8 protein-coding genes are annotated in these 13071 nt (G+C 65.8%); 5 read left to right on the forward strand and 3 right to left on the reverse strand.

Annotated elements, in window-relative coordinates:
• From gatA to gatB, 3 genes are all read left to right on the forward strand, one after another.
• Window positions 1-1141, forward strand: a 1141-nt coding sequence (gene gatA / locus J0L98_RS06480; RefSeq protein ID WP_296410775.1) for an Asp-tRNA(Asn)/Glu-tRNA(Gln) amidotransferase subunit GatA, incomplete at its 5' end; no start/stop codon positions are given.
• An 11-nt stretch (window positions 1142-1152) separates the two neighbouring features.
• A complete protein-coding gene (locus tag J0L98_RS06485) occupies window positions 1153-1671 on the forward strand; it encodes a hypothetical protein (protein ID WP_296410776.1) in 519 nt (172 codons plus the stop codon).
• A 24-nt stretch (window positions 1672-1695) separates the two neighbouring features.
• Window positions 1696-3156, forward strand: a complete 1461-nt coding sequence (gene gatB, locus J0L98_RS06490; RefSeq protein ID WP_296410777.1) for an Asp-tRNA(Asn)/Glu-tRNA(Gln) amidotransferase subunit GatB — start codon at window positions 1696-1698, stop codon at window positions 3154-3156.
• Between the two features lie 223 nt (window positions 3157-3379).
• On the opposite strand, the gene J0L98_RS06495 is transcribed toward gatB, so the two are convergent.
• Together J0L98_RS06495 and J0L98_RS06500 are read right to left on the reverse strand one after the other, a co-directional pair.
• Window positions 3380-4165 (reverse strand): hypothetical protein, encoded by a 786-nt coding sequence (locus J0L98_RS06495; RefSeq protein WP_296410778.1) that lies wholly within the window; start codon window positions 4163-4165, stop codon window positions 3380-3382.
• Window positions 4166-4269: 104 nt separating this feature from the next.
• A complete protein-coding gene (locus tag J0L98_RS06500) occupies window positions 4270-5151 on the reverse strand; it encodes a LysR substrate-binding domain-containing protein (RefSeq protein WP_296410779.1) in 882 nt (293 codons plus the stop codon).
• Between the two features lie 103 nt (window positions 5152-5254).
• On the opposite strand from J0L98_RS06500, the gene J0L98_RS06505 reads away from it, so the two are divergent.
• Window positions 5255-6367 (forward strand): alkene reductase, encoded by a 1113-nt coding sequence (locus J0L98_RS06505; RefSeq protein WP_296410780.1) that lies wholly within the window; start codon window positions 5255-5257, stop codon window positions 6365-6367.
• Complete coding sequence (locus J0L98_RS06510) at window positions 6364-7380, forward strand: zinc-binding alcohol dehydrogenase family protein (protein ID WP_296410781.1); 1017 nt, start codon at window positions 6364-6366, stop codon at window positions 7378-7380. Before J0L98_RS06505 ends, J0L98_RS06510 begins: the two co-directional genes overlap by 4 nt.
• Before the next feature lie 9 nt (window positions 7381-7389).
• On the opposite strand, the gene J0L98_RS06515 is transcribed toward J0L98_RS06510, so the two are convergent.
• Window positions 7390-12882 carry a PAS domain S-box protein gene (locus tag J0L98_RS06515; protein WP_296410782.1) on the reverse strand — a complete coding sequence of 1831 codons (5493 nt, stop codon included), beginning with the start codon at window positions 12880-12882 and terminating at the stop codon, window positions 7390-7392.
• Window positions 12883-13071 lie beyond the last annotated feature (189 nt).

Consider the following 13071-nt stretch of genomic DNA (forward strand, 5'->3'; position numbering starts at 1 on the left):
GGCCGCCGGCACGGTGATGGTGGGCAAGGCCAACATGGACGAGTTCGCCATGGGCTCGTCCAACGAGAACTCCCATTTCGGCCCCACCCGCAACCCCTGGAACACCGGCAAGGTGCCGGGCGGCTCATCAGGCGGTTCGGCCGCGGCGGTGGCGGCACGCCTGGTGCCCATCGCCACCGGCACCGACACGGGCGGCTCGATCCGCCAGCCGGCCGCCCTGTGCGGCATCACCGGCATCAAGCCCACGTATGGCACCGTGTCGCGCTACGGCATGATCGCCTACGCCTCGTCCCTCGATCAGGGCGGCGCCTTCGGCCGCTCCGCAGAAGACTGCGCCGTGTTGCTGTCGGCCATGGCCGGCCACGACCCGCGCGACTCCACCAGCCTGGAGCGTGACAGCGAAGACTTCAGCCGAGAATGCACCCCGGCCGACGCCCAGTCCCTCGCCGGCCTGCGCATCGGCCTGCCGAAGGAGTTCTTCGCCGAAGGCATGTCTGATGACGTACGCGCCGCCGTGGATGCGGCCCTTGCCGAATACCGCAAACTCGGCGCCACCACCGTCGAGGTGAGCCTGCCCAATGCCCGCCTGGCCATCCCCGCCTACTACGTGATCGCCCCGGCCGAGGCCAGCTCCAACCTCTCCCGCTTCGATGGCGTGCGCTACGGCCACCGCGCCGCCGAGTACGGCGACCTCAACGACATGTACTGCAAGAGCCGCGCCCAGGGTTTTGGCGGCGAGGTGAAGCGGCGCATCCTGGTGGGCACCTACGTGCTGTCCCACGGCTACTACGACGCCTACTACATCAAGGCCCAGAAGCTGCGCCGCCTGATTGCCAACGACTTCGCCGCCGCCTTCGCGCAGTGCGACGTGATCGCCGGCCCGGTGAGCCCCACCGTGGCCTTCGGCATCGGCGAAAAGAGCGACGACCCGGTGCAGATGTACCTCTCGGACATCTACACCATCGCCGTCAACCTGGCCGGCCTGCCCGCCCTGTCCCACCCCGCCGGCTTCGGTGCCGGCAACCTGCCGGTGGGTCTGCAACTGATCGGCAACTACTTCGACGAAGCGCGGCTGCTGGGCACGGCCCACCGGTTCCAGCAGACCACCGACTGGCACCTGCGGGCGCCCGCCGGCTTCTGAGGCGGCACCCCATGATGCCCCTGCGCTCCGCAGCCCGCCTCGGTGCCAGCCTGGCCGTCGCCCTGCTGGCCGGGTGCGGCACGGTGGAGCAGATCGTGCACCGCCCCGAAAGCGCCCCGGCCGCCCGCAGCCAGGAGCCGTCGGCGCCGGTGGCGCGCCCGAGCGGCAAGCTCAAGCCCATGCCCCTGCGTACCTTCACGGTGAAGACCGACTGCCGCTTCAAGGACGAGACCGGCAACTTCGGCAAGGCCAGCGTGGAAGTACATGACTCCAAGGTGCGCGCCTTCAACGTGGAAATGACCATGCCGAAGCGCGGCAGCTGCCGCTACGATCTGGCCCAGTTCCGCCAGACCCAGGCCCTGCCCTCCATCGAACTCACCGGCGCCCGCGACTGCAAGGTGCGCATGTGGGAGCAAGGCGAGCAGATCACCGTGGCCTTCGCCGGTTGCCATCACCTGTGTTCCCCCTCCAGCGCCCACGATTACGTGTGGCCGCTGCTGATCGACAAGCCTACGGGCCAGTGCGACTAAGCGACTAATTTAGAGAGCCTCCTCATGAGCAGAACCGACTGGGAAGTCGTCATCGGGCTGGAAGTGCATACCCAGCTCAACACGCAGTCCAAGATCTTTTCCGGCGCCAGCATCGCCTTCGGAGCCGAACCCAACGCCCAGGCCTGCGCCGTTGACATCGCCCTGCCCGGCGTGCTGCCGGTGCTCAACAAGGGCGCCGTGGAGCGGGCCATCCGCTTCGGCCTGGCCATCGGCGGCACGGTGGCGCCGAAGAGCATCTTTGCGCGCAAGAACTACTTCTACCCCGACCTCCCCAAGGGCTACCAGATCAGCCAGTACGAGCTGCCGGTGGTGCTCGGCGGCAAGATCAACCTGCTGGTGCCGGACGGCAAGGGGGGCCACTACGAGAAGCTCGTGAACCTCACCCGCGCCCACCTCGAGGAAGACGCCGGCAAGAGCCTGCACGAAGACTTCCACGGCATGACCGGCATCGACCTCAACCGCGCCGGCACGCCGCTGCTCGAGATCGTCTCCGAGCCCGACATGCGCTCGTCCGCCGAGGCCGTGGCCTATGCCAAGGCCCTGCACGCCCTGGTGCGCTGGATCGACATCTGCGATGGCAACATGCAGGAAGGCTCCTTCCGCTGTGACGCCAACGTGTCGGTACGCCCCCGCGGCCAGGCCGAGTTCGGCACCCGCCGCGAGATCAAGAACCTCAACAGCTTCCGCTTCCTGCAGCAGGCCATCGATTACGAGATCCAGTGGCAGATCGACCTGATTGAGGACGGTGGCAAGGTCCAGCAGGCCACCGTGCTATTCAACCCGGACACCGGCGAGACCCGCGCCATGCGCAGCAAGGAAGACGCCCACGACTACCGCTACTTCCCCGACCCTGACCTGCTGCCGCTGGTCATCGACAGCGCCTGGATCGAACGGGTGAAGGGCGAACTGCCCGAGCTACCCGCCGCCCTGTCGGGCCGCTTCCAGGGCGAGTACGGCCTGTCCGCCTACGACGCCACCACCCTCACCGCCAGCCGCGAGGTGGCCCAGTTCTACCTGGACACCGTCGCCGCCGCCGGCTGCGCCAACGCCAAGACCTGCGCCAACTGGGTGATGGGTGATCTGGCCGCACGCCTCAACAAGGCCGAGCTCGACATCACCGCCAGCCCCGTGAGCGCCACGCAGCTGGCCGGCCTGGTGGCGCGCATCGCTGACAACACCATCTCCAACGCCATCGCCAAGAAGGTGTTCGAGGCGCTATGGAACAAGGAAGGCGACTCCGCCGACGCCATCATCGCCGCCCAAGGCCTCAAGCAGGTCACCGACACGGGCGCCATCGAGGCGATCATCGACGAGGTGCTGGCCGCCAATCAGAAGTCGGTGGAAGAGTTCCGCGCCGGCAAGGAGAAGGCCTTCAACGCCCTGGTCGGCCAGTGCATGAAGGCGAGCAAGGGCAAGGCCAACCCTGCCCAGGTGAATGAGCTGCTGAAGAAGAAGCTCGGTTGAATCCGCTACCCCTGGTGATCAGAGGCCCGGGGGCGAATTTCTCCTGTTTTCCTCCGCCGTTCGCCGGGATGCCATGGTGGTGACTGGAGGGACCGTAGGGGCGACTTCAGTCGCCCGCGGACTTCGATTGAGGGCATGCGGTGATTTACCCGTGGAGGGCGACTGAAGTCGCCCCTACACGCCCCTACAAGTCGCCGCCGTGGTTACGAGCCTCCCTCAAGCCTCACGGAAAGTAAGGCAGCAAGGCCTTCGCCGCTTCGATTCGGTGTTCCGTGGTGGCGCCCGGGTCGTTCATCACGGCGAGCAGGAAACTCTTCGGATCAACAAAGCCGCCGCCCACGGCCAGGCCCGCATGGGGCACCGCGCCCGGTACGGCCGGCGGCTCCACCACCAACCCGGCCATCGGCCCCACCGGAGCAGGTACCATCGCCCCACCGGGTTCAAGCACGCCCAGGGCACGCAGGAAATCCGCCGCACCGATGGACTTGAAGCCCGCCAGCAGTTCGGCCTGACGCTCCGGGCTGGGCGCCATGTCGAGCCAGGTCTCGTCGGCGAACATGCCCCCCATGGCCGGGTCGATGAAGGCCGTCCACCGCCCTTCGCCGGACTCGCTGGCGGGTGCCAGGGGCACGTTCCGGGCGGCGGCCGACGGTAGCAAACTCAACTGGGCGGGCTGGACACCCGCCAGGAAACGCGCCCGCAGCCCTGCCAGGAAGGCCTCTGCCCGGGGCAATGGCACCGGATCGGCCAGGGAGAACCACACCCGGAAGCCTGCGCTCCCGGCCACCGACACGGCCGGAGGCGGCAGGTCAAGCACGTTCACCACGCCCTCGCACAGGGTTGCCACCGGCGCCCAACCCGCGGCCGGGGCCAGACCGATCACCATGGTCCACACCCGCTCGTCGGCGCCCACCAGATCGAGCGCAAAACCTGCCTCCGGCAAGGTATCGGGCAGATCCTGACCCGGCCGGCCGAAAAGCCGTTGCAGCTCGGCACTCAGGGAATGCATGACCATCCTCCATCAAAGTTCATCGACGCGGCGCAAATGTACAAGTCTGCCCTCCGCTTGCAAAGCCACGCGGGGAGCCCATCCGGGCGTTCCGGCAGGCCGGATCAGAAGACCCCATCCAGGTATGCCAGCAAGGCCTTGATCCGCGCCGGCTGGTAACGCCGGCTTGGGTATGCCACATACAGCGGGCTGCCATCGTAGGTGGCATCGGGGAAAATATCCACCAGCCGGCCCGCATCCAGATCGCCCTGCACGTCGAGCCGCGACTTGTAGGCGATACCGCGGCCTTCCAGGGCCCAACGGCGAACCAGTGCGCCATCATCGGCCGCGCGGTCGCCACTGACCGTGATCTCGCGCTGCAGCCCCCGGTGGAACAGGCGCCACCGGTTGAACAGCTCGCCATTGCGGTAGAAACAGATGCAGTTGCGCCCCACCAGCGCCTCGAAGGATTCCGGATGACCATGGCCTTGCAGGTAGGCCGGCGAGGCGACAAGCACCCGTCGGTTGTCACAGAGCTTGCGCCCGACCAGATTGGAATCCTCCGTAAGCCCATAGCGCAGCACCAGATCAATGGGATTACGGAATAGATCGATGAGACCGTCGGAAAGATGCATCACCAGGCGTACCTGGGGGTGACGCTGCCGAAAGGGCTCGAGCAGCGTGTCAAGGTGGTCGCGGCCGAGATCGGAGGGCGCACCCAGATGAATGTCGCCACTGAGCTGCTCACGTCCCCGCCCCAGGGCGGCCAGACCTTCGTCGAGGGCCTGAGCGGCCTGGACGCAGTAGCCGAGAAAATCCTCGCCAGCCTGGGTCAGCCGCAGGGAGCGGGTGGAGCGCTCGAAGAGCTGGCTGTCCACTCGCTGCTCAAGACGTTTGAGGGCCGCACTGGCTGCCGCAGCACTGAGGCCGAGGGCACGACCGGCAGCACTGATGCTGCCCAGTTCGGACACCCGGATGAAGAGCTGCACATCGGGGAAATGAAGCATTTTCAAAACTTGTTTGATAGTTCGTCAAATGATAGGCCAATTCTCAATCAATCCCGGGCTATCTAGACTGGGGTACCTTCATTTTCGATAGCCGGTCGCCACCATGAACGACGCCCTCTTCCGCCCCTTCACCTTGGGGGCCATCACCCTCCCCAATCGCATCGTCATGCCACCCCTGACCCGTGCCCGCGCCGCCCAGCCGGGCAACGTGCCCACCGCCATGAACGCCGCGTACTACGCCCAGCGCGCCGGCGCCGGGCTGATCATTGCCGAGGCCACCGACATTTCGCCCGACGCCAAGGGCTACTCCCTGACACCCGGGGTACACAGCCCCGAGCAGATCGCGGGCTGGCGCCAGGTGACGGATGCGGTGCACCAGGCTGGCGGGCGGATCTTTCTGCAGATCTGGCATTGCGGACGCATGTCCCACCCGGATCTGCGCGGTGGCGCGCAGACGGTGGCACCCTCGGCCATCGCCTTTCCGGGGCAAATCTGGCTCGCGGGGCCGGACGGCCGGGGCGGGATGGTCGATTGCCCCATGCCCCGTGCGCTGGCAACGGAGGAAATCGCCCCCATCGTGGCAGACTTTCGACGGGCAGCGCTCAATGCCATCGATGCCGGTTTCGATGGGGTGGAAATCCACGCGGCCAATAGCTATCTCATTGACCAGTTCCTGCGCACCACTTCCAATCAGCGCACCGACCAGCACGGCGGCAGCCGCGAGAACCGGCTGCGCTTCCTGCTGGAGGTGACCGACGCGGTAACTGAGGCCATTGGCCCAGCACGGACCGGCGTTCGCCTGTCCCCGCGCAACCAGGCCCGGGGCATGGATTGCCCGGACAGCATCCCCACTGCGCTCGAAGCCGCCGCCCTGCTGCATCGACGAGGGGTGGCCTACCTGCATTTCAACGAACCCGAAGAGAACCCGCCCAGTGCGGCGGCCGGGCAGTTCCGCCGGCAGCTCAGGGCCGTCTTTCCGGGGCCGGTGATCGTTGCCGGCGCCTACACGGCCGAACGGGCCCGTCAGGCCCTCGCCAGCGGTGAAGCCGATCTGGTGGCCTTTGGACGTGCCTTCATCGCCAACCCGGATCTGCCTGTCCGTCTGAATGACGGCCTGCCCCTCAACCCGCCGGATGCCACCACCTTCTTTGGCGGAGACGCCCGGGGCTACCTCGATTACCCCAGCGTCGCCCCCCACGTGGAGCAGGGGACATGAAGGCCGTCGGCTACCAGCAACCCGGCAGCCTTGACCGGGCCGACGCCCTGATGGACATCGAACTTCCCTGCCCCGTGCCCGCCGGCCGCGATCTGCTGGTGGAGGTGCAGGCCATTGCGGTGAATCCCGTGGATACCAAGATCCGCAGGAGTGCAGCACCGGGCCAGGGGGAGTACAAGGTGCTGGGCTATGACGCCACAGGCATCGTCCGGGAGGTGGGGCCGGGGGCCCAGTTTTTCCGCCCGGGCGACGCGGTCTGGTATGCCGGCGCCATCAACCGCAGCGGCAGCAACGCGGAATACCAACTGGTGGACGAACGCATCGTCGGGTGCAGGCCCGCCAGCCTGTCGGCAGCAGAGGCCGCCGCCCTGCCACTCACCGGCATCACCGCCTGGGAGCTGCTCTTCGACCGCCTGCAGGTGCCCCTGGCCGGTCAGGGCCACGCAGCCAGCCTGCTCATCGTCGGCGCGGCGGGCGGCGTGGGCTCGATCCTGATCCAGCTGGCCCGCCAGCGTACCGACCTGACCGTGATCGCCACCGCATCACGACCCGAAAGCCGTGACTGGGTCCGGACCCTGGGCGCCCATCACGTCATTGATCACCATCAGGCGTTTGCGCCCCAGCTCGCGGGCCTGAATGCACCACCTGTGGACTATGCGATCAGCCTGACCCACACCGACCAGCACTTCACCCAGTTGATCGATGCCCTCGCCCCCCAGGGCAAGCTGGCCCTGATCGACGACCCGGAGCTGATTGACGTGCGCCTTCTCAAACGCAAGAGCCTGAGCCTGCACTGGGAGCTGATGTTCACCCGCTCCCTGTTCCAGACCCGGGACATGGAGGCCCAGCACCGCCTGCTCAACACCTTGGCCGAAATGGTGGACCGGGGCGTCATCCGCAGCACCGTACAAGCTCACCTGGGGCCGATCTGCGCCGAAAATCTGAAAAAAGCCCATGCCCTGCTGGAAGGCGGCGCGGTTGTGGGCAAGATCGTGCTGGAGGGCTTCAACTAGCCTGCGCCATCAGCCCTCCTGCGCGCCACGACGGAGCCAGCGCAGGAGGGTCGAGTAGAGGCGGTCGGGCTCCACGGGTTTGGACAGGAAATCGTCCATGCCGGCGGCCATGCATTGGGCCCGGTCTTCGGCAAAGGCGTTGGCGGTCATCGCCACAATGGGCAGGTTTTGTCCGGCCTTCAGGCGCCGGATTTGCCGGGTCGCCTCGAGGCCATCCATCTCGGGCATCTGCATGTCCATGAGAATCAGGTCGAAGGCCGAGCTGCGCACCATATCCACAGCCACTGCACCATTTCCCGCCACAGACACATCCAAGCCCGCGTCCTGTAGAAAGAGCCGCGCCACCTCCTGGTTCACCGGTTCATCCTCCACCAGCAGAACGTGGGCACCGGGATACTCGCGGCGCAGGATCGCCTCGGCCCCACCGGCGCGTCCAGGGGCCGGCTGAAGCGGAACAGCGCTCTCGCCGAGACCCAGCCAGGCCGTGAACCAGAAGGTACTGCCCACCCCGGGGGCGCTTTCTGCGCCGGCCTCACCGCCCATCAGTTCCGCCAGGCGCCGGGTGATGACCAATCCGAGACCGGTTCCACCGTACTTGCGAGTGTTGGACGCATCCCCTTGCTCGAAGGCCCGGAAAAGCTTGGGCAAGGCTTCCGGAGGAACGCCAATGCCGCTGTCGCTCACCTCGGCCCGCAGCAACAATCGCTCACCTTCCCGGGCCGCGATACACACGGCCAGGGTGACGCCACCGATTTCGGTAAACTTGACCGCATTGCTGGCAAGATTGAGCAAGGCCTGGGTCAGGCGCGTAGCGTCGCCACGCAGCAGGTATGGCGGAGATTCGCATTTCACCACCAGGTGCAGCCCCTTGGCACTGGCCTTCTCCTGGATCATTGAGGCGACGTTGGCAACGAGGCTTTCAAGGGCAAAGCACCCCTCTTCCAGGAGGAATTTCTCGGCCTCGATCTTGGACAGATCGAGGATGTCGTTGATCACCGCAAGCAGGTGATGGGCCGCCGTATCGATCTTGCTCAACTGCTCGGCCTGGGCAGGGCTGACCCCTTCCCGCTGCATGATGCGGGCCATGCCTAGCACGGCGTTGAGCGGCGTGCGGATCTCGTGGCTCATATTGGCCAGGAAGGCGCTCTTGGCCCGGCTGGCGCTCTCGGCTACCTCCTTGGCCAGGGCCAGCTCCCTGGTCCGCGCCTCGACCAGACTTTCCAGCTGGAGGCGATGGCGGGCCAGCTCCTCCTCGTTGCGCTTCTGCTCGGTGATGTCCTGCTTGATGCCCAGGTAGTGGGAGACGCTGCCATCGGCGCGGCGTACGGGAGAAATGATGGCCGCCTCCACATAGACCTCCCCGGTCTTGCGCCGGTTGATCAGTTCACCCCGCCATACGTTCCCTTGTTCGAGGGTGTCCCACAGATCCCGGAACACTTCAGGAGGCGTCTCACCGGAGTGCATGATCCGCGGGTTCTCGCCCCGGACGTCGTCCAGCGTGTAGCCGGAGGCCTCTTCGAAGGCTTTGTTGACGTAGAGGATGCGCGCATCAAGATCGGTGAGCACGATACTGCCGGGACTCTGCTCAACCGCCGTAGACAGCATGCGCAACTGCTCTTCCGCGCGCTTTCGCTCGGTGATGTCCGAGAACAGGCAGGCAAATTGCCCCGGACGGGGGGAATAGTAGTGGTTCTCATAATAACGCCCGGTCGCGGCCACGTAGCCTTCGAGGCTGGCGTGCTGCCCCGACAGTGCCGCCCCCACGTGGGCCTTGAACCAGAAGTCCTCCAGCCCCGGAAAAAGCTCGCGCACGGTGTGGCCGATGACCTGCTCGCGGCTCAGGCCCATGATGCGGCTATAGGCCGGATTGACGTCGACGAAGGACCAATCCACGGGCTCGCCCGCGTCGTCGAAGATCAGCTCCGCAAGGAAGAAGCCCTCCTGCATCGACTCGAAGAGGTTACGAAAACGTGCATCGGCCGCGAGCCGCTCGTCGAGGGTGCGCTTCCGCTCGGTGATGTCGGTGGAAATGCCACAAAGGGCATAGATGCTGCCGTCTTCCCTGCGCAGGGGCAGCTTGACCGAAAGATAGCTGCGCGACTCTCCGGTGCGGCGATCGACGTTGGTCTCCTCGATCTCCACCCGCTCACCGTTTTCAATGATGCGCCGGTCGTTGGCGCGCAGGGCAAGGGCCGTGTCTTCGTCGAAGAACTCCGCATCGGTGGTGCCGGCAAGCCCATCCCTGCCCACACCGAAGAGTTCACACACCGCCCTGTTGGCATAGGTGTAGCGGTATTCGTCATCCTTGATGTAGATGAAGGCCCCGACGTTGTCGAGAATGGTCTCCAGGATGGCATCGCTTTGCCGGCGCAAGGCCTCGGCCTGACGACGGGCGGAAATGTCGAGCACGATGCCGATGTAACTGCCCATCCGTCCATCCTGTCCGATCACGGGTTGGCCCCGGCACATCAGCCAGCGTGGCCCTTCGCCTGCCGGCAAGCACACCTGCCACTCGGCTTCGAATCCGACCCCCCTTTCCCGGGCGGCGGTGATCGCCGCCTCTACCCGATCCCGATCATCGGGATGAATGGTTGCCCGCCAGGCCTCATACGAAGGAAGGCACGAATGGGCAGGGATGCCATAGAGATCCCACAATTCGTCAGACCAGTAATTGTTGTTGGATTCAAGGAACCACTCCCAGGAGCCGGCCTGGGCGGCGTCCAGCGCCAGGCGCAGGCGCCTTTCGCTGGCCCTGAGGAGTTCTTCCGCCAGACTGCGCTCGGTCACGTCGGAAACGGTGGCCAGCACATGGTCCACCCCATCCAGCTCCAGCCCACCCAGGCTGATTTCGATGGCGATCTCATCGCCATCCTTGCAGCGACCGCGCAGACTGCGCCGGGACATCAAGGCATGGGCCTGCTCGGGAGCCGTCCGGTAAAGAGCCCGATGCCCCCCATGGGCTGCACGAAGCGCATCGGGCACCAACATGTCCACTGACTGACCTGCCAGTTCCCCCGCTGCATAGCCGAACATCCGCTCCAGAGCCGGGTTGACCAGCACCATCCGCCCGGCCGGATCAACCACCACCAGGCCTTCCACGCTGGAATTCCAGACCTGCCGGAACCGGGCCTCGCTGTTGGCCTGGGCTGCCTCGGCCCGATGCAGGTCGGAAATGTCGGTAAACGTGAGCACTGCCCCGGCGCTCTCGCCCAGCTCGTTGAGGTAGGGGTCGATCTGCATGAGGTAGTGGAAGCCCCGCTGGTGGACATGTTCCACCCGGGACTCTCCACCCTCAACCACCGTACCCACCCACTCGCGAAGCCGGGGCAGGTCCAGGTGGCAAGGTACACCATAGAGAAACTGGCCAATATCATTGGGCAACAGTCCGAAGATCCGGCTGGCCAGGGGATTGAAGCGGGTCACCCGACCATCCCTGTCCACCACCACCAGGCTGGTGCGGATCGAGTTCTGGATGTTCCCAAGGGTCGCGTTGAGCTGAAGGTACTCCAGGGATTTGACCCGCAGTTCGTCGTTAAGGGTGGTCAGTTCTTCGTTGGAAGCCTGCAGTTCTTCGTTGGAGGACTGCAGCTCTTCGCTCGAAGACTGGATTTCCTCGTTGAGGGATTGGAGTTCCTCGTTGGAAACCTCCAGCTCTTCGATCACGGTCTGCAGATGGGCGCGGGTGTCGGCCAACTCCTCACGCAAGCGGGCGATTTCGAGCAGGGCATCGGCGGGTGGCAACCCCCCGCCCTCCAGCTCGGGCAGCGCGGCCTGAACCGGACTCTCCTCAAAACTGATCAGCATCGCACCGCCCGCATCGTGGGGCGGCGCCAGACGGCGCAATACCGGACGCACCCGCAGGGTTTCCTCACCGATCCGGACCAGCACGCCGCCGCCGTAAAGCACATCGGCCTTGTCCTGGTGCATGCGGTAACAGAGCGCCTTCACCTCCCCCCGCAACTCGGGCAGGCACAGGGAGAACACCGAGAAATCGGCACTCGCAAGGGGCAGAGAGAAGTAACGCCGGCTCGCCCCGAAGAAATGCAGCGGTGCAAAAGCCCCATCAACCAGCACACCCGGCGGACCATAGGCGTCGAGCATCAGGCTGCGGCAGTGCTCCACCAGACCGTGGGCGGGGTCCGCTGGCGCAGCCCGTGCTGCAGCCGGTCGAGGCAACTGCTCGGTCGGCCCCAATCTTGGGGTGCGGGCCATGCGAGCCCCTGCTGCGGCCCTCCGTCGAAAGAGCTTCACAGCCGGATCAATGGCCTCGAAAAGCCCCCCCGTGGCCCCCACCGACTCCGACTGGCCCAACAGCAGCAGGCCGCCGGGGTTGATGGCGAAGTGGAAGGTGCGGATCAGCTCGGCCTGCTGGGCGGGCTTGAAGTAGATCAGTATGTTGCGGCAGCTGATCAGGTCCATCCGGATAAACGGCGGATGGCCGGTGAGATCATGGGCGGAGAACACACACATCTCGCGCAGGGTCTTGGACACCCGCCAGCCGCCTCCCTCGGGACGGAACCAGCGACTGCGGCGCTCGGGATCCAGGCCCGTCAGATCCGCCGCCGAATAGACACCGGCGCGGGCGAGATCAAGGGCCTCCTGGTCAATATCGGAGGCAAATACCCGCAGATCCTGCTGGGCAAGCCGGTCGCCAAGAATCTCGGCGAGCAGAATGGCGATGGAATAGGCTTCCTCTCCGGTTGCACAGGCCGGAACCCAGACCCGAAGCGCATCCCCCGGGCGCTTGGCCGTCAGGAGGGCACGCAGGCTGCGTCCCAGCACCTCGAAGACGGCACCATCACGAAAGAAAGACGATACCGAGATCAGGAAACAGTGCTGGAGAAGGCCAGGCTCCCCGGGATTGGCCTCGGCGTAGGTGAGGTAGTCCTCGAGACGGTGGAAACCCAGGCTGTGGCTGCGGCGCAGGGTCTGACGCCGCAAGGTGCTTTCCTTGTAGAGGCTCAAATCCATCCCGGTTTCCCGGGAGGTCAGCTCAAGCAGCGCACGAAAGGCGCAGTCTTCTGCTTCGGCGCCTTGCCCCACCCGGCTGTCGAGCCGGGCGCCGATATCGTTGAGCCGTGCGGCAAGGCTCTCAAGGGCGTCCTCGCCTTCCTCGTTCAGATGCAACACTACGCCGCCGGCGGCACGGATGGCCGCCGCTCCCGCAGCCTCTTCGCTTCCGCCCGGCATCGGCAGAACGACGACCATCGCCTCGCCAAGGAGGGCGGCCAAGGATTCGAGGAATGGATCCAGGGATCCGGCGGCGCCTTCAACCGTGCCGGAGGGCAACACCCCCAGGCTCCCGCCGCTAACCGTCAGCGCCATCCCCGGGGGGCAGACGGACAGGCCATCGACCGCCGGAATGTCGCCGTCAGCGGCGAGGCTCACCAGCAGAAGGCACTCTGCCCTCAACTCGTCAACGGGCAAAGGATCAGCCAGCACGAAGGCCGCATTCCCCCCGGGCTCGACTCTCCGGAGCAGCGCCCGAACCCGCCAGGGCATCTCTGCAAACCCTCCCAGAACCACCAAAGGGGGCCAAGAGCCGGCATCCGGCCCATCGGTGCCGGCCAATATAAATCCCGTCATAGCGTCTTGCCCGTCACTGATCACAGGAAACTGTTGTGTGATGGTATGCCGAAGCAGCAGGGTTTTCCAAGGGAAGGGCCACGTGGGTTCCCTGCGGTATGACGC

Origin of the sequence: Zoogloea sp., from assembly GCF_017302315.1 — a bacterium.
GTDB lineage: Bacteria > Pseudomonadota > Gammaproteobacteria > Burkholderiales > Rhodocyclaceae > Zoogloea.